At 64.6% G+C, this 25440-nt stretch carries 16 protein-coding genes and 5 pseudogenes; 7 read left to right on the forward strand and 14 right to left on the reverse strand.

Annotated elements, in window-relative coordinates:
* Positions 1-265: 265 nt before the first annotated feature.
* Entirely contained in the window at positions 266-1882 is a 1617-nt protein-coding gene (locus GO592_RS43810) for a hypothetical protein (RefSeq protein ID WP_202715299.1), read from the forward strand.
* A gap of 1219 nt (positions 1883-3101) precedes the next feature.
* Here the strand turns inward: GO592_RS43810 and tkt are convergent.
* The 10 genes and pseudogenes from tkt to GO592_RS43860 form a co-directional block, all read right to left on the reverse strand.
* Complete coding sequence (gene tkt, locus GO592_RS43815) at positions 3102-5267, reverse strand: transketolase (protein WP_202715301.1); 2166 nt, start codon at positions 5265-5267, stop codon at positions 3102-3104.
* A 100-nt stretch (positions 5268-5367) separates the two neighbouring features.
* Positions 5368-6217 (reverse strand): annotated as a pseudogene (locus GO592_RS43820) (3-hydroxybutyryl-CoA dehydrogenase).
* A gap of 260 nt (positions 6218-6477) precedes the next feature.
* A complete protein-coding gene (fgd, locus tag GO592_RS43825) occupies positions 6478-7491 on the reverse strand; it encodes a glucose-6-phosphate dehydrogenase (coenzyme-F420) (RefSeq protein WP_202715302.1) in 1014 nt (337 codons plus the stop codon).
* Positions 7492-7529: 38 nt separating this feature from the next.
* A complete protein-coding gene (glpX, locus tag GO592_RS43830; protein ID WP_128642699.1) occupies positions 7530-8531 on the reverse strand; it encodes a class II fructose-bisphosphatase in 1002 nt (333 codons plus the stop codon).
* The gene (gene gnd, locus GO592_RS43835) at positions 8528-9478 is read right to left on the reverse strand and encodes a phosphogluconate dehydrogenase (NAD(+)-dependent, decarboxylating) (protein WP_082324894.1); all 951 of its coding nucleotides are present in this window, start codon (positions 9476-9478) and stop codon (positions 8528-8530) included. Before gnd ends, glpX begins: the two co-directional genes overlap by 4 nt.
* Before the next feature lie 55 nt (positions 9479-9533).
* Positions 9534-10964 (reverse strand): aldehyde dehydrogenase family protein, encoded by a 1431-nt coding sequence (locus tag GO592_RS43840; RefSeq protein ID WP_202715317.1) that lies wholly within the window; start codon positions 10962-10964, stop codon positions 9534-9536.
* Positions 10965-11046: 82 nt separating this feature from the next.
* Positions 11047-11829 (reverse strand): annotated as a pseudogene (locus GO592_RS43845) (aldehyde dehydrogenase family protein); the annotation flags it as partial.
* Positions 11823-11915, reverse strand: a pseudogene (locus tag GO592_RS43850) (universal stress protein); the annotation flags it as partial. The pseudogenes GO592_RS43850 and GO592_RS43845, both read right to left, overlap by 7 nt.
* Positions 11916-12268: 353 nt before the next feature.
* Positions 12269-13039 (reverse strand): AAA family ATPase, encoded by a 771-nt coding sequence (locus tag GO592_RS43855; protein WP_082324895.1) that lies wholly within the window; start codon positions 13037-13039, stop codon positions 12269-12271.
* 270 nt (positions 13040-13309) lie between these two features.
* Entirely contained in the window at positions 13310-13657 is a 348-nt protein-coding gene (locus tag GO592_RS43860; protein WP_237720382.1) for a dsRBD fold-containing protein, read from the reverse strand.
* A 78-nt stretch (positions 13658-13735) separates the two neighbouring features.
* Here GO592_RS43860 and GO592_RS43865 point away from each other — a divergent pair, with 78 nt between their 5' ends.
* On the forward strand, positions 13736-14110 hold the full coding sequence (locus GO592_RS43865) for a hypothetical protein (RefSeq protein ID WP_007296760.1): 375 nt from the start codon (positions 13736-13738) through the stop codon (positions 14108-14110).
* A 517-nt stretch (positions 14111-14627) separates the two neighbouring features.
* Here GO592_RS43865 and GO592_RS43870 read toward each other — a convergent pair.
* Together GO592_RS43870 and GO592_RS43875 are read right to left on the reverse strand one after the other, a co-directional pair.
* Positions 14628-16181 carry an IS1634 family transposase gene (locus tag GO592_RS43870; RefSeq protein WP_039950968.1) on the reverse strand — a complete coding sequence of 518 codons (1554 nt, stop codon included), beginning with the start codon at positions 16179-16181 and terminating at the stop codon, positions 14628-14630.
* Between the two features lie 296 nt (positions 16182-16477).
* Entirely contained in the window at positions 16478-17956 is a 1479-nt protein-coding gene (locus tag GO592_RS43875; RefSeq protein ID WP_007296757.1) for an APC family permease, read from the reverse strand.
* Between the two features lie 247 nt (positions 17957-18203).
* Here GO592_RS43875 and GO592_RS43880 point away from each other — a divergent pair, with 247 nt between their 5' ends.
* Both GO592_RS43880 and GO592_RS43885 read left to right on the forward strand, forming a co-directional pair.
* Positions 18204-20177, forward strand: a complete 1974-nt coding sequence (locus GO592_RS43880; protein WP_050998590.1) for a potassium transporter Kup — start codon at positions 18204-18206, stop codon at positions 20175-20177.
* 664 nt (positions 20178-20841) lie between these two features.
* Positions 20842-21159: pseudogene (locus tag GO592_RS43885) on the forward strand (transposase); the annotation flags it as partial.
* 16 nt (positions 21160-21175) lie between these two features.
* Here GO592_RS43885 and GO592_RS43890 read toward each other — a convergent pair.
* The gene (locus tag GO592_RS43890; RefSeq protein ID WP_007296753.1) at positions 21176-22210 is read right to left on the reverse strand and encodes an IS110 family transposase; all 1035 of its coding nucleotides are present in this window, start codon (positions 22208-22210) and stop codon (positions 21176-21178) included.
* A gap of 203 nt (positions 22211-22413) precedes the next feature.
* Here GO592_RS43890 and GO592_RS43895 point away from each other — a divergent pair.
* Positions 22414-23085 (forward strand): annotated as a pseudogene (locus GO592_RS43895) (IS701 family transposase); the annotation flags it as partial.
* On the opposite strand, the gene GO592_RS43900 reads toward GO592_RS43895, so the two are convergent.
* Positions 23071-24287 (reverse strand): IS3 family transposase gene (locus GO592_RS43900; RefSeq protein WP_202715318.1). Its coding sequence is split into 2 segments (ribosomal slippage): positions 23071-24038 and positions 24038-24287, totalling 1218 coding nucleotides; the frame shifts between segments, so codons are not numbered across the junction. The pseudogene GO592_RS43895 and the gene GO592_RS43900 overlap by 15 nt on opposite strands.
* Between GO592_RS43900 and GO592_RS43905 the strand changes: the two genes are divergently transcribed.
* Complete coding sequence (locus GO592_RS43905; RefSeq protein ID WP_005561790.1) at positions 24267-24554, forward strand: hypothetical protein; 288 nt, start codon at positions 24267-24269, stop codon at positions 24552-24554. The genes GO592_RS43900 and GO592_RS43905 overlap by 21 nt on opposite strands.
* Before the next feature lie 315 nt (positions 24555-24869).
* On the forward strand, positions 24870-25289 hold the full coding sequence (locus tag GO592_RS43910) for an Hsp20/alpha crystallin family protein (protein WP_016884958.1): 420 nt from the start codon (positions 24870-24872) through the stop codon (positions 25287-25289).
* Positions 25290-25440 lie beyond the last annotated feature (151 nt).

Consider the following 25440-nt stretch of genomic DNA (forward strand, 5'->3'; position numbering starts at 1 on the left):
CCACGTCCTCGCACGCTCCCAGTGGCGCCGCCGCCATCAACACCGAGCCCGACAATGCCACTACCGAGCCCGAGGGCACCTGCCCTAAACGCGACTGTAGTACTACCGGGGCTTCGCCCCAGCCCGACGAGTCGTGTGGTGACCGCTGCGGTCCGGGGGCTCCGGCCGGTCGGGGTGATGACCCTGGTCGACGACGTCGATCGGGTGTATGAACCGTCGTAGCGGTTGGTTGGCCTACTGGCCGCCCGATCGTCCGGAGCTCATCATGACCCTACCGCGCAGCGTCGCCGACGTGTTGACCACGCACACGCTCTTCGAGGTCGAGTGCATCGACCGGATGTACCTGAACGTCTACGTCCCCGGTTTGCAGTACGCCCCGGGCCTGGTCGCCTACGTGCACCGACAGCTCGGGTTGCCGGTCGCCTCGACCGCCCCGTTGGCCAGGATCACCGACCGCTTCGCTGCGGCGGTGCACCGTTTCGCCGACACTCGCCGCATCCCGTGGGTGGACTTCGCCAGGGGCCAGCGCAAGGACGATGTGATGCACGAGTATCTCGAGCATTTTGCTGCGCCCGAGGGGGTGGTGTTCATCGGACGGGCGCAGGAGAGGACGCCGTTGTTCCGCACCGAGAAGCGCCGCGACGCCGCCGGCAAGAGTTATCCGTGGATCGTCAAGTCCACCGGCGTGGTCAACCATTACTACTTCTATTGCGTCGACGCCGACTTCGGCCCGTTCTTCCTCAAGTTCTGCTCGTACTTTCCCTACAACGCCAAACTGTGTATCAACGGCCACCACTGGGCCCAGCGTCAGGCGGCGAGAGCCGGGCTCGGGTTCACCGCACTCGACAACGCCTTCGCTGCCGTCGACGATCCGGACGCGCTGCAGGCGATCTGCGACCGGCTCACCGGTCCACGCATCGATGCTCTGCTCCGGAAGTGGCTGACCATCCTGCCCGATCCGTTCACCGACGCCGATCGGGACGCGGGCTACCGCTACGACCTGTCGGTGCTGCAGGCGGAGTTCTCCCTGACCCAGATGCTCGACGCGCCGGTCTCCGGGCGGGTGTTCTTCGAGCAGGTCATCCGCGACAATCTCGACGTCGGTCGCCCGGACCAGGTCACGTTGGTCTTCGACCGCAGGTTGATGCGCCGGGGGCCGCGGGCCACCCCGGGACGATTCCGCACGCGGGTGATCACCGAGGGCGTCACCCCCAGCCTGCACGTCGACTACAAACACACCACCATCAAGCAGTATCACAAGGAGGGACGGGCTCTACGCACCGAAACCACCATCAACGACACCCGCGATTTCCACATCGGGAAACGACTGACACATCTGCCCGCCCTGCGGGAGATCGGCTTTCACGCCAACCGCCGCCTGCTGCGCGTCCAACGACTCAGTCACGACCCGATCACCGGTGCCGACGCCCTCACCACCATCACCGGGCCCGTCACCACCGCCGCCGGCACCCGAGTGCCGGGACTGCGATTCGCCGACGGGCGCAGCCACGCCCTGCTGTCTGCGCTGCTGGTCTTCCGGCTGCACCCGAACGGTTTCACCAACAAGGACCTGCGCAACCTCACCGGCGAGCTGCGCGGACTCGACCCGGGCACGGTGTCCACCGGGCAGATGACCTACGACCTGCGCCGCCTGAAGACCCGCAACCTCATCGTCCGGATCCAGGGCACCCACCGCTACCAGGTCACCGACCTCGGACTCGACACCGCGAAGTTCCTCACCTGTGTCCACGATCGGGTCCTACGCACGGGTCTGTCCGAACTCGCCGCCCCGACAACCACTCCCGGCCGCCTCCGAGCGGTTGCGACCGCCTACCGCATCGCCGTCGACACCCTTACCGACACAGCGCAACTCGCGGCCTGAAATATCAAGCAGTCGAACATGACCCGAACACCACAAAACTTGACTCCAAAACCCGGCTACGCCGCTCTTAGCTACCTAGTTCGCCTCTCTCCGTGTACGGCCCGCACCCGACTTCCGGGGTGCGAGCCGTGTGTGCTGTTGGGGGCGTAATGGTGTTGTGACCTGGTCTGATGACATGTGGGGGTGTCGGCGACGTGTCGGGGGAGTGCCGGCGACGGGGTGTCGGTGTTGCGCGGGTGTCTGTTTCGTCCGATTTGGAATCGGTTTTGAACGTTGTTGATTAACAACATTTGGGTAATCAATTGGTGAGTAAGTCTTTCCGTGTGTTGTGCACACATGTCAGCTTGCGCGGTTCGTAACCGCGCCAAGCTATCAGCCGAACAGGTTGGGCGAGCGGTAGAGGTTGCGCGCGTTGTTGATCAGACGCCGGCGTACGGTCACGGTCGCGGCGAGAGCAAAGTAGGAGTCGACGACCGGGGGCGGATCTGTCGGTACGGCTGCGGAGTTTGCCGAAGCTGCTCATCGAGGCGTGTGTCGGTTCTACCACCCAGCGGTTTCCTGCTGGCTTGATCTCGCGCGCTCGCGGTGGACGGGGCATCACGAGATCCCCGTTGTGGTGGTGACGTTTCCGAAAGAATGAAGTGAGACAATCACACTCACGTGGATGTGTCTCATGCTCGGATGCGGGCCTACCTGGAGGATAGCCACAGCCGGAATGCTTCGCCCGTCGCTGCCTGCAACGTCGTTCCGCGGGTGGCTACTTCGATTTTCACCTGCCGCAGCAGTTCGGGCTCCACCCGGGTGGAGAACTGCGGGTGTTTCGCAGCGTCCGCGGCCGGCGTAGCGGATTCGGCTGCAGCCTGCGGTACGAGTGAATCTGCATCGCTATCGGGGCCGCTTGCGACGATGTACTGTTGAACGCTCCCGCGGGTAGGTCCTTGGACATCTTCATCTCCTTGACGAACCGATGAGGTACCTGTCGACGATATCGGCGGCCGTTGCCGCAACTCCCGTGGCCATCCCCGAAATCGAAAGGGCCCAGGGGATACCGGCACTGCAGGCATCGCTTTGGGGTACGCCGAGTAACGGAAATGCTTGTTATTCACATTCACGGCGGAGCGGACCAGAACTGAAAGGGATTTGCGTGTGGTACGAGGACTGGCTGACTCCGGGGCACACGGACTGCCGGTTCGTGTACGGCTAGGCATTGTGTGCGTAGTCAGTTCGCTCTGGTAGCTGGGGTAGAATTGCTCGTCAGCGGAGGCGGAGAGTGCCGAGAGCGCTTGGCATGTGCGAGTGAGCGCTGTGCGGCGGCGGTGACGGCTTCGGCGGTGAAACCGAACTCGCGGAACAGGGTCTTGTAGTCGGCGGACGCGCCGAAGTGCTCGATGGACACGATTTCGCCCGCGTCGCCGACGAAGCGGTACCAGGGCATGGAGATGCCGGCTTCGACGGAGACCCGCGCCTTGACCGTCGGGGGGAGGACGCCGTCGCGGTAGGCCTGGTCCTGGGCGTCGAACCATTCGACGCAGGGCATGGACACGACTCGGGTGGGGATGCCGTCGGCCTCGAGGGTCTCGCGGGCGGCCACGGCGAGCTGCAGCTCGGACCCGGTGCCGATGAGCACGACCTCCGGTGCGCCGGTGGAGGCGTCGGCGAGGACGTAGCCGCCGCGGGAGACACCCTCGTAGCTGGTGCCCTCGAGGACGGGCAGGTCCTGGCGGGTCAGGGCGAGGCCGGCGGGAGCGCGGGTGGCCTCGTCGGCGCCCTTCTCGAGGACGGCGCGCCAGGCGTGGGCGGTCTCGTTGGCGTCGCCGGGCCGCACGACGTACAGGCCGGGGATCGCGCGCAGCGCGGCGAGGTGCTCGATCGGCTGGTGGGTGGGCCCGTCCTCGCCGAGTCCGATGGAGTCGTGCGTCCACACATAGGTGACCGGGGTCTTCATGATCGCGGCGAGCCGCACGGCGGGACGCATGTAGTCGCTGAAGACGAGGAAGGTGCCGCCGTACGGGCGGGTCGGCCCGTGCAGCGCGATTCCGTTGAGGATTGAGCCCATGGCGTGTTCGCGGACCCCGAAGTGCAGGGTCCGGCCATACGGCTGGGCCGTCCACATCCGGGTGGAGATGGCTTCGGGACCGAAGGAATCGGCGCCCTTGATCGTGGTGTTGTTGCTCTCGGCGAGGTCGGCGGAGCCGCCCCACAGTTCGGGGAGCACCGGTCCGACGGCGTTGAGGACGGCGGCAGACGCCTTGCGGGTCGCGACTCCCTTGGGATCCGGCTCCCAGGTGGGGAGGACGTCGGCCCAGCCGGCGGGCAGGTCGCGGCCGATCAGACGGTCGAGCAGCTTCTTGCCCTCGGGGGCGCGCTGCGTCCACTCGTCGTACTGGGCCTGCCATTCCTTGTGTGCCTGCGCGCCGCGCTCGACGACCTTGCGGGTGTGGGCGATGACTTCGTCGGCGACCTCGAACGTCTTGTCCGGATCGAAGCCGAGAGCCTTCTTCACGGCCGCGACCTCGTCGGCACCGAGGGCGGCGCCGTGCGCCGCGCCCGTGTTCATCTTGGTCGGTGCGGGGAAGCCGATGATCGTGCGGAGCAGGATCATCGACGGCTTGTCGGTGACCTCGCGGGCCTTGTTCAGGGCCTCTTCGATGGCGACGACGTTCTCGCCACCCTCGACGATCTGCACGTGCCAGCCGTACGCCTCGTAGCGGGCGGCGGTGTCCTCGGACAGCGCGATCGCGGTGTCGTCCTCGATGGAGATCTTGTTGTCGTCGTAGATCAGCGTCAGGTTGCCGAGCTGCTGGACGCCGGCGATGGAGGAGGCCTCGGAGGTGACGCCCTCCTCGATGTCCCCGTCGGAGGCGATCACGTAGATGTGGTGATCGAACGGGCTGTCGCCGAGCGCGGGCTCGGGGTCGAAGAGGCCGCGCTCACGGCGGGCGGCCATGGCCATGCCCACGGCGGAGGCGAGTCCCTGACCCAGCGGACCGGTGGTGATCTCGACGCCGCGGGTGTGGCCGTGCTCGGGGTGTCCGGGGGTCTTCGAGCCCCAGGTGCGCAATGCTTCCAGGTCGTCGAGTTCGAGCCCGTAGCCGGCGAGGTACAGCTGAATGTAAAGGGTGAGACTGGAGTGCCCGCAGGACAGCACGAACCGGTCGCGGCCGATCCAGTCGACATCGGTGGGGTCGTGGCGCATGACGCGCTGGAACAGGGTGTAGGCGAGGGGCGCGAGGCTCATGGCCGTGCCGGGGTGGCCGTTACCCACCTTCTGCACCGCGTCCGCGGCGAGCACCCGGATGGTGTCGACGGCCTTGGTGTCCAGTTCGGTCCAGTCGGCGGGGTGAACCGGTTGCGTGAGGACGTGGATGTCGTCTGTGATCGACACGGGCAGAAGTCTCCTATTGCGGGGTCGGGAATATGGGCACTCGACTGCTGTCGGTGCCGGGACTGATTCTGGCCGCCCATTTCTCGACGGACGGTCTGGACTATGTGTAGGAGTAGAACCCTTGGCCCGTCTTCTTACCGAGACGGCCGGCATCGACCATGCGCTGTAACAACGGCGGCGGACGGTGTTGTTGCTCCCGGAACTCGGCGTGCAGCGATTCGGTGATCGCGAGTACGACATCGAGGCCGATTCTGTCGCACAGTGTCAGAGGTCCAAGAGGATGGGCAGAGCCACTGGTCATGCCTTCGTCAATATCCTCCCGGCTGGCGAATCCGGTTTCGAGCATTTTGATCGAATTGACCGGGTACGGAATCAGCAGGCATTGACCACGAAACTTGCCCGGTCCCCCGAGCGGATGGTCCTTATTCCCAGCCGCTCTTGTACGTAGGTAGTGACGTGGTCGACCACCACGTGTTCTGCGGTGGTGAGGCTGACGACGATCTCGATGAGCGGCAGGACGGGCACTGAGTTGAAGAAGTGGATGCCGATCACCCGCCCGGGGTTTCGGGTGGCGTTTGCGAGCCGGATGACCGGAATGGCGGAGGTATTTGTTGCCAGAATTGCCGATGGGCCGACGATGTCGTCGAGGGTGCGGAAGAGGTCGAGCTTCACGGCTTCGATCTCGGGAGCGGCTTCGATCACGAGGTTGTGGTCCGCGAAGTCTTCGATACCGAGTGTGACGTTGATTCTCGCGGAGATATCTGCCGAGGCGTTGGTGTCGAGTCGTCCCGACTTGACCGCACGGGCAAGGGACGACTGGATACGGTCCGTTGCGCAGTGGCCGAGGTGGTGTCGCGTTCGATGATGGTCACTGAATTGCATGCTCGCGCAACTACTTCCGTGATCCCTGCCCCCATTGTCCCGCCGTCGATGACGCCCACTCGCTTCACGTGATCTCCTTGGTCGTCAGGGTGGTGGAGCGACTGCATCGGCTCTGGGGGCATAGGTAGGTGCCGCTGAAGAAGTCGTACAGCGGCGCACCAGGCGGTGGTGACGTACGGCCCAGGTGAGTGGTGGGAACTTCCAGTCACTCCTGTAGGGCCGCACACCTGGTGCGCCGCCGACGGTCATCGCACTGTCTATGGCTGGACGTGTGCGGTGACGGTCACCGCGGTGTCTGGCTGGACGGTGCGGTGACGGGCTGGGTGAGTTAGCCGAGCCCCCGCAGCCGGGGCGCCAGGTCACGTTCGAACAACTCAAGGAAGCGCTTCTGGTCGTGACCGGGAGCGTGGAACACCAGGTGGTTCAGCCCTGCGTCGATGTAGGGCTTGATCGCCTCGACCACTGCGTCCGGGTCGGCGCCCACGATCCACCGCTTCGCGACCTGCTCGATGGGGAGCGCATCCGCGGCGGCCTCCATCTCGATCGGGTCGGTGATGTCATGTTTCTGCTCGGGTGTCAGGGACAGCGGCGCCCAGAATCGGGTGTTCTCCAGTGCTTGTGCGGGATCAGTGTCGTAGGAAATTTTGATCTCGATCAGGCGATCGATGTCCTCGACCTTCCGTTCGGCTTTCTGCGCGCCCTCGGCGACGGCTGGCATCAGTTTGTCGTTGTAGAGCTCCATGCCTTTACCGGAGGTGCAGATGAATCCGTCACCCGCACGGCCGGCGTAGCGGGCGACGACCGGACCGCCTGCTGCGATGTACACCGGAATGCCTTCTACGGGTACGTCATAGATCGAGGCGCCGGTGGTGCGGTAGTACTGACCTTCGAAGTCGACCCGGCCGCCCTTCCACAGTTCGCGCATGAGTTGCACGGATTCGCGCAGGCGGGCAAAGCGTTCCTTGAAGTCGGGCCAATCGCCTTCGAACCCGGTCGCGATTTCGTTGAGCGCCTCACCGGTGCCGACCCCGAGCATCACCCGGCCGGGATAGAGCAGTCCCATCGTGGCGAATGCTTGCGCGATGACTGCGGGGTTGTACCGGAATGTCGGTGTCAGAACCGAGGTGCCGAGCTGGATCCTTGTGGTCCGCTCACCGACGGCCGTCATCCACGCCAGGGAGAACGGGGCGTGGCCACCCTTGTGCCGCCACGGCTGGAAGTGGTCGCTCACCATGGCGCTGTCGAGTCCATGACTTTCGGCGAGCACTGAGAGTTCGACCAGTTCACGTGGGCCGAACTGTTCCGCCGACGCCTTGTACCCGAGCTTGAGTTCTGCGGTCATGTGCGTTTCCTGCTTTTCTGTGTGTACGAAGTGGGTCGTCAGCCGTGGAAGTCCACCGCGGAGTACTCACGGAGTTTGTTCAGACTGTGTTGTCCGTCGATCATCCGGACCGTGCCGGACTTGGATCGCATGACGATCGACTGGGTGGACGCTCCGCCGGCGGCGTATCGGACCCCGCGGAGGAGGTCACCGTCGGTGACGCCCGTCGCGCAGAAGAACACGTTGTCTCCGGAAACGAGATCTTCGGTATGAAGCACCCGGTCGAGGTCGTGGCCTGCGTCGATCGCTCGCCGGCGTTCGGCCTCGTTGGTGGGGGCGAGCCGTCCCTGGATCGCGCCTCCCATGCATCGCAGGGCCGCTGCTGCGATCACGCCCTCGGGGGTGCCGCCGATCCCCAGCAGCATGTCCGGTGCCGAACGTGGATCCGCGGCCGCGATGGCGCCGGCGACATCTCCGTCCGCCAGCAGTTGGACCCTGGCTCCGGCGTCTCGCACGGTATTGATGAGGTCGCCGTGGCGGAGCCGGTCGAGTACGGCCACTGTTACGTCCGAGACCGACGACTTCTTCGCTCGTGCCACCCGTCGGATGTTCTCGTGGACCGGCGCGGTGATGTCGATGACGTCGGCGGCATCGGGACCGACCGCGATCTTCTCCATGTAGAACACCGCAGACGGATCGAACATCGTTCCGCGCTCGGACACCGCGAGCACGGCGATGGCATTGGACATTCCCTTGGACATCATCGTCGTGCCATCCACCGGGTCGACCGCGACATCGCACTCGGGACCGTCGCCGGTTCCGACGCACTCACCGTTGTAGAGCATGGGGGCGTTGTCTTTCTCTCCCTCGCCGATCACGACGACTCCGCGCATGGTCACGGAATTGATGAGCTGCCGGATTGCGTCGACTGCGGCGCCGTCGCCGCCGATCTTGTCGCCCCGTCCCACCCAGCGTCCAGCGGCCATCGCGGCTGCTTCCGTTACGCGGACCAGTTCGAGGGCGAGATTGCGGTCCGGCTTCTCCCGGCGGCTCACGGTCATCGGGCCGCTGCCTTCACCTGATCGTGTGCAGCGTCGGCGCTGCTCGTGGAGTGTCCACCGAACTGATTCCGCAGGGCGGAGACTGCCTTCATCGACGGTGAGGTTTCCTGCCTGCTGGCGAACCGGGCGAAGAGTGCAGCCGAGATGACCGGTACCGGAACGGCATTGCGGATGGCCTCTTCGACGGTCCATCGGCCTTCTCCGGAGTCTTGGGTCCAGCCGGAGATCCCGGACAGCTCGGGATCGTCTTTGAGGGCGCGTACGAGGAGGTCGAGGAGCCACGATCGCACCACGGTGCCACGGCTCCAGGCCTCGATCACTGCCGGGACGTTCTCGACGAGTTCCGTGGCCTCGAGCAGCTCGAAGCCCTCCGCGTACGCCTGCATCAGGCCGTACTCGATTCCGTTGTGCACCATCTTTGAATAATGACCTGCTCCAATGGGTCCCGCGTGTACGAATCCTTCGCTGCGCGGGCCTTCCGGGCGGAGGGCGTCGAAGAGCGGCATCGCCCTGTCGACGTGTTCCTCGGATCCGCCCACCATCAACGCGTAGCCGTTCTCGAGGCCCCAGATTCCGCCGGACACACCGCAGTCGATGTACCCGATTCCTCGCGCGTCGAGGGCTTTTGCGTGGTGGATGTCGTCGATGAAGCGGGAGTTGCCTCCTTCGATGACGAGGTCGCCCGGAGAAAGCGCCTGTGACAGGTGTGTGATCGTCTCCTGCGTCGGCGCACCCGCCGGAACCATCACCCAGACGATGCACGGTGAGGGGAGTGCTTCGACGAGCGCGTCGATGGACGAGACGTCGGAACTGTTGACGTGTGGGTCGTAACCGAGGACCTCGGTGCCCGAACAGCGGAGCCGTTCGCGCATGTTGAAGCCCATCTTTCCCAGCCCGATAAGCCCGATCTGCATAGCGTGGAGCCTTTCCGAATCGACAGAGCACAACCGGTGGGGGAGGCCGAGCCCCGTGGGCACGCGTGCTCGACCTCCCGTGGGTGTGTCAGTTCTGGTTGTCCCCGAAGATGGCCTTCACCTCGAGGAAGTCCTCCAAACCGAACTTGCCGAATTCACGGCCGTTGCCGGACTGCTTGTATCCACCGAACGGTGCATTGGCGGCCAGCGGGGCACCGTTGAGGTGCACCATTCCGGTCCGCATCCGCCGAGCGACCTTCCGAGCACGTTCGGGGTTTCCGGAAGACACCATGCCGGCGAGCCCGTATTGCGTGTCGTTGGCGATGCGCACCGCGTCGTCCTCGTCTTCGTAGCCGATGAACATCATCACCGGCCCGAAGATCTCCTCCTGCGCGATCGTCATGTCATTGGTGACGTCGGCGAAGACGGTGGGCTTGACGAAGTAACCCTCCTGCAGCCCGTCCGGGCGGCCGGTGCCACCGACGACGAGCGTGCCGCCCTCGTCGATGCCCTTCTGGATGAGTCCCTGGATCTTGTCGAACTGTGCCTGCGACACCACGGGACCGACGGTCGTGCCCTCCGCATCCGGAGCTCCGACGACGATGGTGGCCGCGGCCTTCTTTGCGATCTCCACAGCCTCGTCCATGCGATCCGCGGGGATGAGGATGCGGGATCCGGCGTTGCAGGACTGGCCCGAGTTCACCACCATGCCGGTGACGTCGCGAGTGATGACGTCCTCGAAGTCGGCGTCGTCGAGCACGATGTTGGCCGACTTGCCGCCGAGTTCCTGGGCGACGCGCTTGACCGTCGGTGCCGCGTTCTTGGCGACCTCGACGCCGGCCCGAGTCGACCCGGTGAACGAGACCATGTCGACTTCGGGGTGCGCGGACAGTGCCGTTCCCACGGTCAGGCCATCACCGTTGACGAGGTTGAAGACGCCTGCGGGAACCCCGGCTTCGTCCAGGATCTCGGCGAAGATGATTGCGTTCAGGGGCGCGATCTCCGACGGTTTGAGCACCATCGTGCATCCGGCTGCCAGGGCGGGTGCCACCTTGGCGACGATCTGGTTGAGCGGCCAGTTCCATGGGGTGATGAAGGCGCAGACGCCGACCGGCTCGCGCACCACGGTCGTGGTGTCGATCTTTTCCTCGAACGTGAAGTTCTCGAGGGCGTCGAGCGTCGCCATGAAGTGCCCGAGACCTGCCGGCGCCTGAGCGGCCCCCGCGAGGCCGGTGGGCGCTCCCATCTCGCTGGTGACGGCGGCCGCGAGGTCCTTCATACGCCGCTTGTACACCTCGATGATCTTCTCCAGCAGGGCGATACGCTCGGCCGGGGTGGTCGACGCGAAACTGTCGAACGCCGTGCGTGCGGCGGTGACTGCGAGGTCAACGTCCTGCTCGTTGCCCATCGCGATCGTGGCGATCGGCTTCTCCGTCGCCGGGTTGATCACCTCGAGCGTCTTCGAGCCGATCGGGTCGACCCAGGTGCCGCCGATGTAGAACGTCTGAGTGTGGTCCATCATTTTCCTCCGTCGAAGCGTTGGTGGTGCTGAAAAGTGCTGGGGCCAAGCGATTGATCTCGAAAATGTGCGATCGCCCCCGTCAGTTCGGCGATCTGAGATAGACCGTTTTGGTGGTGGTGAAGAACGTGCGGGCAGCCTTTCCCTGCTCACGATTCATGCTGCTCGAGGCCTTGACTCCGCCGAACGGGACGTGCGGCTCCACACTCGCCGTCTCCCGATTGACATGCACCAGGCCGGAATTGATCCGGCGCACGAACTGCATGGCTTTGGAGATGTTCGATGTGAACAGCGAGGCCGACAGGCCGAACACGGTGTCGTTCGCCGCGGCCAGCGCTTCGTCGAAATCCTCGACCTCGGTCAGGACGAGCACCGGGCCGAAGATTTCCTCCCGCACGAGTCGGCTGGACGGGGCCACACCGGTCAGCACCGTCGGTTCGAGGAAGCAACCCTCACCGTCTGCCGTGCCACCGAGCAGGATGTCCGCACCCTCCTCGTGCGCGAGCCGAAGGTACTCGACCACGGTGTCGCGTTGCTCCGGTGAGGACATCGGCCCGATGTCGGTGGCCTCGTCGTACGGGTTGCCCACCACCAGTCGGTTGACCTGGGCGAGCAGCAGTTCGCGGAATTCCGTGGCCACCGGGCGCTGAACATACACGCGACTGGTGGCCGTGCACCGCTGTCCGGCGGCCAGCATGGCTCCGCGAACGACCTGCACGGCCGCATCCTCGAGTTCGGCGTCCGCCAGCACGATGGCGGGGTTCTTGCCGCCGAGTTCGAGTTGCACCTTGACGTTGCGGTCTGCGACCGCCTCACGGAGGCGGACACCGACACCGTTGGATCCGGTGAAGGTCAACGCCGCCAAGCCGCTTCCTTCGCGGCCCACGACACTGCCTGCAGCGCCGACGGTGATCCGTCTGTTCCGACGACGATCGGACGGTCGGCAGCCATGTTGTTCCCTACCTTCTTGGCGGGTGGTGGCACGGTGGGAGGGCTTGTCCTGAGATCCATGGTCGTCGCCTTCGGGTCGGAGGTCCACCCGCGGCCTTGCCAGTCCCTACACTTCCGACGATGTCAACGGTGGACCGTTGTGCACATTCACCGTCGTGCCGGTCGCCATGTGATGGAGCTGGTCGTGGACCCGCGGGGCCGGCGTTAGTGTGGTTCTCGCGTGCCTTCGTTCGGGGCTGAGGCCGAGGTAGTCCAGGTCCCCCGTTGCGGGGACGTTACGCTGCTCGCCGCCCTACGGGTCGTACGGCGGCGCGGGGCGCGGTATGTTCCTGTTCTGGGTGTCGCCGGGTGGCTCAGGGGAGGGGCGGACCACCGGAGAGCGGTTCCGCGCCCGAAATATGGCCAATGATTTTCTGCCCTTTTGATTCTCGTGTGTGTGCCGCCGAATTGTGGAGTTCACTGGTAGCGCACCAAGAGATATCGAGCATGGTCTGTCGGTCGACGTCGACCCGGTGCTGCGGGACCTGAATACGAGGCCCGTCCAGCCCGAGATCTGCGCGACGTTCTGTTTGTCGCACGCGGTGGGCTCCGCCGACACTTGATTCACGAGTCCGGTGCAATCTCTCAGCGGCCACAGTGGGGTCTACGATGAGATGTAGTTTGAATGCATTTGGAACAAAATGCCAAGCCAGTCGAGAATCGAATATCAATGAGGTAGTCTGCGCGCCCTTCCCCTGCGGAATGCTATCTATACGCAAATCAATCGACTGATCAAGTTCAGCCCTCTTGTTAACATCCAAAAGTGATACGCCCAGCGAAGCTGCCAATTCTCGCTGTAGTGCGCCCGTGCTCACAATATCCATGCCGTAAATCCGCGCAAGCTCTCGCCCGACGGAACTTTTCCCGCTTCCCGGTTCACCACTGATCGTGATGTGCCGGAAGTGCATAATATGTCCGATCTGGCCGACGCGGATCAACAACAAGGCGGACAATACTTCGATCTGGGCGGCGGTGCGTTGCCAGTGTCGGCCAAAATGCCTAGAAGCGTGCGGCGAGCCCGGTCTGTCACCTTCAGGCAGGGGGCGCCCGAGCAACGATCGTTGCGTTTCAAGCGGATTCGCCATCACCTGCTCGCCCTAGACGGGATTCAAGCCCTGCGCACCATCGTAGGCGCCATCGACCTCGACCCCGCCGGCGCGATAGACGCGTGCACCGCAGGACGTCGCACCCGAAGTCGAGGGCGGCAACGTGGTCGCCGACCAGCCGGTTCAGGATCAGGTGGATCTCGATTAGCTGGATTGGCTGAAATTCCTCGTCAGGCTGCATTCGACCTTCGAGATCGACATTCCGGAGGCCGACTACGGAAAACTCGTCACACTCACCGACGTGACAGACTACGTTGCCGCCCGGGTGACGCCGTGAGTCGCCGAGGACCACGTGCGAGGGGGAGCCACCTCTGACGTTCGATGTCGGATCCGCAGAGCGCGGCGGGTGATCGCCTCGTACTCGGAGGCCGATTCGAACAACTGGTGTGACAGGTCGGCCAGTGCGCGGGCGACGGCGAGCTGCTTGCCGATCGTCACCACGTCGAAATGTGTCGAATGGAGGCTCGCAGATCCCGTGCCCTCGAGTGCGGTGTCGTCCGGTCTCGGTAGGCGGGCCCGCGCCGACACCGACATGTCCGCGTCGTCCGGTTTGTGCCCGTCGATGACGATGCTCACCGACCACTGTTCCCCGTTCACATCCACTCCCGTCGTCGCCGGTGCTGCGATCTCTTCTTCACGTGCGTCTCGTACGTCTCCATCGAACCTCGGCCGGGAGTGCCGGAAAAGGGCCGCAAGTCCTCGGCCGCAGTGACATCCGACGCTCACCGTGGAGGCCGCGGACCTCTGGTCCCTGCTGCGGGTTATCACGCTGTCGCCGGCGCTGTCACGGATGTACTGCGCGAACTCGCGCACCACAGCAACAACCGGGTGTCCCTGGGCCCCTGCGTGCTCGGTGACCTGGGTGATCTTCATACGCCTTCGAAAAATTTCCTGGAAGGACTCGATCCTGTCCCACTCGTCGATGCCGACGTGCTCACCAATGCCCTCGGTGAACCGATGGTGTTGTATCCCAGACTGTTTCGTATCGTGATCTCGTCGAGTAACGCAGCGTCCATCTCTGATGGACTGTTTGGCCGCTTCCAGATCTGAAATGGTGAACCGGGCAACTACGATGACACTCATCCTCGGCCGCCTTCGAGTCGACAGTGGTTGCACCGTCTGCGAGTCTATCGCGAAGATCTCCTTGCTCGAGGATCGCAGGCGTCGACCGGTCGCCACCGCCATTGTGACTGCGACCAGCACAGCAATGGGCCTCCGGTGGCCAGAGCCTGGCAGTCGAGGCCGGGAGACCAGGCGTGGTCGACAGTTGTTCCCGGGCGGGAATCTCGAGACCGACATTATCGACGCCACGTACGACTACGACGCCGGGTATTGCGGTTGACCCATCCCGTCGCGGAGAAGGGCCTCACCGTACACGAAATCAGCAGAAGCAGAAGGAGGAAGGCGATCCATGCCTGACCCCGACCCACGCGGGACGGGAGTGAGTGGGACAGCAGGGTGGCCCTTGGTGAACATCAGCCCCCGGGTTTCGGAGCCGACGAGTTGCGAGGTGCGGCGGTGGCAGGAGTACGACCTGACTTGCACAGATTTAGTGTGCCAACGCTGACTACGAGTGCGGGATGTCCAGTGCGGTGAGGATGCGGGCTGCGTCGGCGGTGAGTGGGTCGGCGGCGGTGTGGGGTTGACCGGCGATGGTCAGGCTGATTTCTTGCAGCGGCCGGAGGATTTTCACGATGCGTCCGATCGAGATCCCGGTCTCGGCTTGCAAGTAGCGGGCTACGGCGAGGGCCGTGAACACGACGGTGAGGTGGGCTTCGATCGCGTCTCGGGTGTGGTGGAACATCGGCCGCGCCCGTAGATCAGTTTTCGACATGCGGAACGACTGCTCGACGTGCCAGAGGTCGTGATATTTGCCGATCACCTCGCCCGGTGTCATCAGGGTAGCGGAGAGGTTGGTGACGTAGCCTTTCAACCCGACCAGCGACCGGGCTCGATCGAGAGATGCGCTGTCGAGGGTGCGGCCGCCCGCGGTGGTCTTGACGAACCTCGTCGATTTCGGCGCCTTCGCCCCGTCGACGACCTCGCGGGCCCGGGCTTCTTGGGCGTTCAGGGTTTGGTTGTCGCGGACGGCGCGGCGCTTCGAGTACTGCCACACCGCCCGCCACGACTTCGGATGTCCGGCTGCGTCCCAGACGGGTTCGGTCCGGTGACGGACATTGTTGACGGTGCTCTTCGCATGCCTCGGGGTGACTGTGTCGATGATCTGACCGTCGGTGAAAACGTCACCGTTCCAATGGAAATGGTTCGCCAGATCAGCGGGCGCCTTGGTAACACGGGAGCCGACGATGAACTTCAGGCGGGCGTCGTCGAGGTCCTTGAGGTTGCCGGCCGACAGCATGCCGGCGTCCGCGGCGACGACCATCTCGACACCGGCGATGTCGTGCCGGGTCTGAAACTGCCGGATCATGGGCACGATCGTGTGGGTTTCGGCCTTGTTGCCCTCGAAACAGCCGATCTCGAGGGGGAATCCGGTCCGGTCGACGAGCAGTCCGACCACGATCTGTGGATCGACGCGACGTTCCTTCGAGTAGCCGACCTTGCGGAGGTCGTCTTCCTTCTCCGCCTCGAAATACAGGGTCGTCACGTCGTAGAGAATCAGTGACAGGCCTCCGGTCGTCGCGGCATGCTCGAAGCGTTTCGTGGCGACACGATCCTGGTAATCGCTCGTAGCGCAACGCTTGAGTGCGTTGGCGTAGGTGTTGCGGTGGGCTGGGGTCAGGCCAATCTCGCCGACGACTCGGGCGGTGTCGCTCATCGAGGTCGGCTCTACGAGTCGACCGAGGACCAACTGGAAGAACGCGTCGTCGTCAATCGCATCGAACCCTAACCTGCGCCATCCGGTCTCGATCACCTCAATCAGCCAGCGGGATCGTTTCGCCGCGATCACCGACCCGCGCTCACCACCGCCGAGGCCGAGGTCGAGTTCCTGCTGGCCGGCCTGCAACCTCTCCCGAGCCGTCTGCAGCAGGGCCGTCAACTCGCCGTCCGTGTGTGCGGAGCCGAGGTGCTCGACGACTTTGTCGCGGCGGCCCTGCTTGACCGCGATCTGCACCGCCGTCGCCCCGGATGCAGTCCGAACTTTGCGAATATACGCCGCCACCTGCCAGATCCTACCGACCCGTTAGTGTGCCAAATCCCGAACCAGCAAGCTCTCTACCAGCGCAGACTCCACGTCAACCCTGGCAATCCCTTCCTACCTGTGCAAGTCAGGAGGGTGGCCCTTGGTGAACATCAGCCCCCGGGTTTCGGAGCCGACGAGTTGCGAGGTGCGGCGGTGGCAGGAGTACGAGTACGACCTACTCGCACGATTCGGACGGCACGGTCGCGACCGGCGACGAAACGACGGAGGGGACGAATAGATCGGACTTCGGTCTACCGTCGTAGCGATGGGCGGGATCAGGCTCCCTCGTCCGCGGCCAGGTGGTCGATGTCGGAGAATTTCGTGTCGAGCCCGCTGCGCTTGTTGATCACGAACGTGATCGCCCACAGCACGATGCCGACGACCAGCATCACGCCGGCGATCCGGTATTGGATCATCTGCTCCTCGGTACGTGCCCACGGTCCGGCGAGGAAAAGACACAGCACCGCTGCGACGGCCGGCACCCAGACGGGAGCGCGGAAGAACGTTTTGTCCGCCCGCCGTTTGAGCATGAGGCACGCGATGTTGACCACCGCGAATACGCACAACAACAACAGCCCGGTCGTCCCGGACAGGGCGCCGACCACCGAATTCCCGGACATCTGGTTGACCACGACAATGAGCGCAAGAGTCATGCTTGTCGTGAACACGATCGCCGCCCAGGGCGAGCGGCGCGCCGGTAGGATGGACCCGAGTACAGTCGGGAGTACCTGCTGCTTCGCCAGCCCGTAGATCAGTCGACTCGCCATCAGCATGTTGATGAGTGCGGTGTTCGCGACCGCGAACACCGTCAGATAGGGAAAGATCTCATCGATCGGCAGCCCCGGTGCCCCGAGCCGGACCACGTGCAACAGGATCCCCTCACTTCCGGAGTCGTAGTCCAATGGCAGCGCGGCGATGACCGCGACAACGACCAGGATGTAGATCAAACAGGTGACTCCGAGTCCGGTGAGCATCATCTTGGGAAAGATGCGTTCGGGTTTCTTGGTCTCCTCGACCATGTTCACCGAGTCCTCGAATCCGACCATGGCGAAGAAGGCAATGGCGGTCGCAACCGTGACCGCGAGGAACCATCCCTTCTCGTTCGGGTCTTCGAATACCATCAGATTCCCGATGTCGCCTTCGGCGCTGCCGCTGCCGGCCGCGACGAGGCCGATGACGATGACGACTGCGAGCGCGGTCATCTCGATGAGGGTCAATACCACATTCAATTTCACGGATTCGCCGACGCCACGGAGGTTGATCACAGCGAGCAGGCCCATGAAGAGCAGCGCGACGACGAGTTGTGCGGTCTCCCCGGTCGGAATGTCGAACCAGCCCACTCCGTCTGCATCACTGAATGTTTCGTGCAGCCCGGCTAGTAGGTTACCTGCGACGACATTCGATGACGTCGACGCACTCGTGATGCCCGAGCAGATGACGGCGAACGCAACAATGAACGTGACGATATGGATGCCGAAAGCCTTGTGCACGTATAGGGCGGCCCCGGCGGCTTGGGGGTATTTCGTGACGAGTTCGAGGTAGGAGAAGGCAGTCAGCGTTGCAATGATGAACGCGAGAATAAACGGAAGCCAGGCCATTCCGCCCACGTTCTCGATCATGCTTCCGGTGACCGCGTAGACCCCCGCACCGAGAATGTCGCCGACAATGAAGAAGAGTAGCAAACCGGGACCCAGAACCCGTTTGAGTTCACCGCGCTTACCGGCGGCGTCCGGGTCGCCAGTCGCATGTGCCATGCAACAAATCCTAAACCCGCAGGTGATTACGCAGGTAGTGCTCGGCAGCACCTACCCGCCGGCTGTGACCGGCCCGGATTGGCAGCGGCTGACCGGGTGGGCCATCGGCACTTGAGGTGAGCTGAGTGGGACTGTGTGCCGGACAACTCCACCAGCTCTCGCGCAGTGCGCGTGCCTGGCTTCCGCGACACGCAGACACGCAGGGCGAGGTGCTCGATATTCCGCGGTTAGCGCCTCCGGGACGACAATGGGAGCCGGACCTGCAGACGAGGAGCGCACCGTGGCCACTGAGTCCGGAGGTAGTCCGCCGGTTCGTGCGGTGGACGGTCGGGAAACGTTTCGCGCCGCCGTGGTGGTTGGGGCACTCGGTGTCGTGTTCGGTGACATCGGGACCAGCCCGATCTACACCATCCAGACGGTGTTCAACCCGAAGGACCCGCACCCCGTGCCGATCAGCACGAACAACGTCTACGGCGTCGTGTCGCTGATCTTCTGGTCGGTGATGATCATTGTCACCGTGACCTACGTTCTGTTGGTGATGCGCGTCGACAACGACGGCGAGGGCGGGATCATGGCCCTGATCACGCTGCTGCGGCGCCTCGGTGGCGTGGGGGGGCGTCGCGTGACCGCGGTGCTGGCCGGTCTCGGTGTCTTCGGCGCCGCGCTGTTCTTCGGCGACAGCGTGATCACACCCGCGATTTCCGTGCTGTCCGCGGTGGAAGGCCTGAAGGTCGTCCAGCCGGGACTGGAGGAGCTGATTGTGCCGCTCACGGCGGTGATCATCGTGGGATTGTTCTCCGTGCAGCGGCGCGGCACGGCGGCGGTAGGTCGGCTGTTCGGGCCGGTGATGTTCGTCTGGTTCGTGTCGATCGGTGCGTGCGGTGTGACCGGCATTGCCCGACATCCGGAAATTCTTCGGGCGCTCTCGCCGACGTATGCGCTGAACTTCATGTTCGGGCACTTCGGCATCGCGTTCTTCGCGTTAACCGCGGTCGTTCTCGCGGTCACCGGTGCCGAGGCGCTGTATGCCGATATGGGCCATTTCGGACGGCCGGCGATCACCCAGGGCTGGGTGCTGCTCGTTTTACCGGCGTGCGTACTGAGCTACCTCGGCCAGGGCGCGCTGCTTCTCGGTGACCAGGGCGCGGTGGGAAGCCCGTTCTTCCTGCTCGCCCCGGGCTGGGCGCGTTTGCCGATGGTGCTATTGGCCACCGCTGCGACGGTGATCGCCTCCCAGGCGGTGATCACCGGCGCCTACTCGGTGGCGTCGCAGGCGGCGAGGCTCGGTTACCTGCCGAGGTTGCGGGTGGTGCACACCTCGGAGTCGAGGATCGGTCAGATCTACGTTCCGTGGATCAACTGGGTGCTGATGGTGTCGGTGCTCACGCTGGTGTTCGCCTTCCGCAGTTCGGCGGCATTGGCGTACGCATTCGGCATGGCCGTGACCGCGACGATCACGATCACGACGCTGCTGTTCTTCTACGTCGCCCGCACCAAGTGGGGCACGCCGTTGTGGCTGGTCGTGATCGGCGCCGGCTGCTTGCTGGCGGTCGACCTGCTCTTTCTGGCGGCGAACTTGACCAAACTGGTGCACGGGGCGTGGTTGCCGTTGCTGATCGGGCTCACGGCGTTCACGGTGATGACCACCTGGCAGCGCGGTCGCGCCATCGTCACACGCGCGCGGGGACAGGCGGAGGGACCACTGCGCGTGTTCGTCGACCAGCTGCACGATTGTCGGCCGCCGCTGGTTCGGGTCCCCGGCACTGCGGTGTTCCTAAACCGCGGTAAGCAGACCGCGCCGTTGGCGATGCGGGCCAATGTCGAGCACAACCGCGTGCTGCACGAACACGTGGTGATCATGTCGATCGACACCCTGCCGGTGCCGCGCGTACCGGACGCGGAGCGGACGGAGGTCGATGCTCTCGGCTACGTCGAAGACGGGATCGTCCTCGTGACAGTGTATTTCGGGTACATGGAAACGCCGAACATCCCGGACGCGCTGCGCCTGCTCGACCCCGCCGACACCGAGGGGCCGATCGCGATCGATGACGCTTCCTACTTCCTGTCGAAGATCGAGCTGACGATGGGGACCGCACCGACGATGGCAACATGGCGCAAGCGCCTGTTCATCGCCACCTCCGACATCACGGGCGACGCTGCCGAGTACTTCCGCCTGCCGGGCGAGCGGACAGTTATCATGGGTTCCCGAATCGACGTGTAGGAAAGTGGATCCGCCCAATCCGGTTTGTCCGACCCCGCGACAACCGACCGGCTCTGGCCGAACGTACATCGCCGAACATGGCTGGTGCTGAGCCCGGTTCGGTCTGCGACGTGTTTCTGCGTCGGCGACCGAGGCTGAACCGATCGACGGACACAACACCTTCGAAGGCATCCGTGCAACCATGTTCGGTGAACCGCATCCCCTCGATGCGACCAACGTTATGACACGAGCCGACACTCGCCACACCTGCTGCGCAATCTTCCGCAAGCCCAACGCCTACCGGCACGTTCCGGACGAGGCACCTGACCGTGACACTCTGAACTTGCGCATTCCCGTTTGAGCCCTCCGGTGACTGTCTTACGTTCCGCAACAGGCCTCGAGCCGCGCTTGTCCGATCCGCCTCCGGGAAAGATTCTGCACGCCGGCGCATACCGCCGGCGCCTACCGCGGGTCCGCCGAGTATGCCGGTCAGAACGGTGAGCGTCGTCGGGGCGGGGAACTCCGCCTGCGAGAAGGTCAACGTGAAGCTCTAGCGACCGCGACCGCGACCGCGACCGCGACCGCGACCGCGACCGCGACCGCGACCGCGACCGCGACCGCGACCGCGACCGCGCCCGCGGCGGTTGCGGCGACGCAGCACTGACCGACATGATGGGGGTGCCCGAGGTTTTCGCGGGTGGAGTCGCGGCGGCGGATGGCCGCGTATGTGCGCGGACTGCTCGGTGAGGTCGAACGCAAGAACGGATGGACACTGGCGGAGGCGGCCGGTGATACGGGCCCGGAGGGCATGCAGCGGCTGCTGAACTTCTACTCCTGGGACTGCGAGGGGCTTCGTGACGACGTGCGTGAGGTCGTGGTCGAGACGATCGGTGACGCCGACAAGGGCGTGTTGATCGTCGACGAGACAGGATTTTTGAAGAAGGGCACCCGCTCGGCCGGGGTGGCCCGGCAGTATTCCGGCACGGCCGGACGTATCGAGAACAGCCACTGCTCCTCTGTCAAGCAGCCGTCGCGGTGCCCATCAGTGGTCGGTCCGCGAGCATGGCGCGATAGACGACATCGGAAAGCCTGCGCTTGAGGATGCGAAGGGCTTCCATGCCACCGTCACCGCCCGCTTTGCGCCGGGCCAAGAGGGCTCGGGCGTCGGGATGGCAATGAGCCTGGGTGAGTGCGATGATATGGATCGCTGCGTTGATCCGCCGGTTCCCGGTGCGCGAGAGACGATGTCGGGCATGGTTCGACGACCACACCGGCAGCGGTGCGGTTCCGTTGTGGCGCGCGAAGGCATCCTTGGACCGGAAGCGATCGACACCGGCGGTCTCACCGAGCAGCTTCGCCGCCGTCAGTGGCCCACATCCGGGGATGGCCAGCAATGACGGTGCCAGCACCGTGGTTCGGACAGTGATCTCGGTGGTGAGTTCCTCGATCTCGACCGTGAGGCGCCGGAGATGGTCGACGAGGCGGCCGGCCAAGTCCGACACGAGCCCCGACAACTCCGACAAGAACACCTCGATCTTGTCGTAGGCGCTGGCTCGTTCCAATCGCTTCGGCGGTGTCCAGCCAGGATTGAGTTCGTGCAGATGCCAGCGCAACCGCCCGATGATGCGGGTGCGCTCGGCGACGAGATCGTCCCTGTGATCGACCAGAAGTCGAATTTCTCGTTCCATACCCTCGAGCCGGGCTTCCGGTAGGTTCGGTTCCCGCAGGGCGGCCCGAGCCACCGCGAGCGCGTCGATCGGATCGGACTTTCCATAGGTACGAGCACCGTCACGCGCGTTCGCCATCAGCTTCGGCGGCACCCGCACGACCCGTTCACCGGCGGCCAACAGGTCCCGCTCCAGACGGCGGCTCAGGTGCCGGCAGTCCTCGATCGCCCACATGCGATCGTCGCATTGTTCTGCGCCCCATCGCAGCAGCGCCAGATGGTCCTTGCTGGCGGTGCCAGTGGTTTTCGTCGACAGCTGGCTCCCGTTCTGATCGGCGGCGACGGCCGTGTGGGTGCGCTTGTGCGCATCGATCCCGATGACGATCATGGTGGTATGTCTCCTGCCCAGGTTGCGGGTGGTTGGCATGGACCGGTCGATCGGCATATCCCAGTCGGGGCGACGCCACGCTCCTCTCAAGCCAGGTCGGCCGGTCCTTTTCGTGTGTCGGCCGGCCGCAGAACTGGCAGAAGCCACGAAGGCAGGTCGGATGGTAGAGCGAACCGGTCGACACGATCAATCGTGACACTGGGATCGGGGTGTTTCTCGCCTACGCCTCCGACCGGGGCCGGGCGCTGATCGATCGCGAGTTGTATCTTCCGAGGGCCTGGACCGAGGACCGCGATCGGTGCCGGACCGCCGGGATCGGCGACGAGGTAGCTTTCGCGACGAAACCCGAACTGGCGCAAACGATGATCGAACGAGCCCTCGACGCCGGGGTGCCGTTCGGGTGGTTTACCGGCGACGAGGCCTACGGGCAGGTCGGCAAGCTCCGGCTATGGCTCGAATCCCGTGGTGTGGCCCATGTTCTCGCCGTTCCGAAGTCGCAGATGGTGATCTCGATGGAGTTGCGTCAGCGCCGAGCCCACGCCGTGATCGCCGACCTGCCAGCGACCGCGTGGCAGCGGATAAACTGCGGCGACGGCGCCCACGGACCCAGGCTCTACGACTGGGCGGTCGTAGACATTCGGCCACTGCGCGAACGGGGTTGCGGCCACTGGCTGCTGGCCCGCCGGTCGATCACCGACCCCGACGAGATTGCCTACTACATCTGCTATGGCCCCGCCGACACCGAACCCGCCGAGCTGGTCCGGGTAGCTGGCAGTCGCTGGGCGATCGAGGAGTGCTTTCAGACCACCAAGAACGAGACCGGACTCGTGAGGTTGCCCCTTGAGAGTGGACACCGGATTTCATGCGGCAACTGACAGCGTAGACGACGCGATCAGTCGTTGTTCGAACTCCACCGGGGAGAGGTATCCCAGCGCGGAGTGACGGCGACGTCGATTGAAGTACGAGAGCCACTCGAACAGCTCCAGCCGTGCCTGCGACTTCGACGTCCAACTCCGTCCGTGCAGCCACTCCCTCTTGAGTCCTTGGAAGAACGACTCGGCGAGAGCATTGTCGTAACTCGAGCCGACCCGGCCTCGACTCGGGCGGATCCCATGACGGCGGCATACATCGCCGAAAGCCTTTGCGGTGTACTGAGATCCGCGATCGCTATGGAATACGACCCCATGGACATCACCACCGCGGGTGCGCACCGCCATCTCGATCGCGTCCGTGACGAGCTCGGTGCGCATATGGTCGGCGATGGACCACCCCACCACCCGACGTGAACAGATGTCGATCACCGTCGCCAAAAACAACCACGACGAGCCCACCGGAATGTAGGTGACGTCCCCACACCACTTGGTATCCACAGCCGAAGCGGTGAAGTCCCGCATCACCAGATCCGGGACCGGTGGAGCTGACTTGTCCACGATGGTCGTGCGCTTGGTGCGGCGCAGGTGCCGGCCCACGACGTGGTTGATTCGCATCAGCCGAGTCACCCGCTTGCGGTTGATCTTGCGCCCGCTGGAGCGGAGTTCGGCGTGCACCCGCGGGGCGCCGTAGGCGCTGCGGTGCTTGGCATGGATGGCGCGGATCTCGGCGACCGTCGTGGCCTCGTCGGCCTGGCGGTCGGCGCGAGCATCCTCGGTGGCCAGGTGCTTGTAGTAGCCGGAGCGGGAGGTCCCGAGCACCCGGCACAGCCGCTGCACGCCGAACTCGGCGCGATGGTCGGAGATGAAGTCCCAGCGGCGGGTCTTCACTTCACCTCCTTTGCGAAATACGCGGCCGCCCGGCGCAGAATCTCGCGTTCGAGCTGCCATTCCTTTTCCGCACCGCGCAGCCGCGCATTCTCCGCGCGCAGCCGCGCGAGCTCGTCCGCCTCGGTCCCGTCGGCGCCGGTACTGCGGTCCTGCGAGCGCGCGTTACGGGCGGTGTCCTTGCGGACCCACGTCCGTAGCGTTTCGCCACTGACGCCCACATCCGCGGCCACCGCCGCGTACGTGCGTTTGCCGTCGGCCGCGCGATACAACGCGACCGCGTCTTTCCGGAATTCCTCATGAACACCCGCCCCTTCGATGTCGTGCCCGAGGCCGACCGGCTCGAGCAGACGCACACCCTCGACACCGCCGGCGGCCTGCTCGACCCCGAACCGGCTTCCCGCGTACCGGTGCCCTGGGATGCGCCCGAAGCCGACCGGCTCGAGCAGGCGCAGCCGGTCGGCACCGTCGACGATGCACTGTCCTCCGCCGGCACCGACCATGCCTGGGACGCGCCCGAGGCGGACTGGCTCGAGCAAGCCTTCGCGGTCCCCTTCGGCGACGACCACGACGTCCGCGACGGGTAACCGGCCAGAAACTCGCCATCCTGGGGCGCGGCGGACCTTGACCCGCTCCACCCACATGTGCTCGAACCGTACGGCGGTGTGTCGCCACCACGGGCAAGGTTCGCGCTACGCGGTGCTCGCCGAGCCCGGCATCGGGTCGCACGACGGGGACTCGGCCCGTGGTGATGTCAGCAAGAGCGGGGGAGATGCGGGTGTCGGGTCTGGGAATTTTTTCGCCATGACTCTTGTCATGTTCTATGTCGAACGCTATAACAAATCTACAGCGCATGCTGTAGATACTGTGAACAAACAGAGAGGTTTCTGGAGGTGGAAACAATGTTGATGCGCACGGATCCGTTCCGCGACCTCGACCGGTTGACTCAGCAGATCCTCGGTACCACGGCACGACCGGCGGTGATGCCGATGGATGCCTGGCGTGAGGATGATCGGTTCATCGTCGAGTTCGATCTGCCCGGGGTGGACGTCGATTCCCTGAACCTCGACGTCGAACGCAACGTGTTGACGGTGCATGCCGAGCGACCCGCCCGTGACGAGAATCAGGAGATGCTCGCGTCCGAGCGGCCGCGGGGTGTGTTCCGCCGGCAGTTGTTCCTGGGTGAGAATCTCGACATCGACAAGGTCGAAGCCACGTACGACGCCGGGGTACTGCGGTTGATCATCCCCGTCGCGGAGAAGGCCAAGCCGCGCAGGATCGAGATCAGCGGCAGCGGAGAGAAGAAGGCGATCCACGCCTGACCCCGACCCGCACGGGAGGGAGTGAGTGGGGGTGAGCACGATGACATTGGCGAACATCGGTCCCACGGTTTCGGAGCCGGATGGGTGCGAGGTGTGGCTCTGGCACGAGTTCGGCCTGTTCGTGGCCGATTCGGAGGGCATCCTCGCCGAC

Source organism: Rhodococcus sp. 21391 (assembly GCF_016772255.1).
Classification (GTDB): domain Bacteria; phylum Actinomycetota; class Actinomycetes; order Mycobacteriales; family Mycobacteriaceae; genus Rhodococcus_F; species Rhodococcus_F opacus.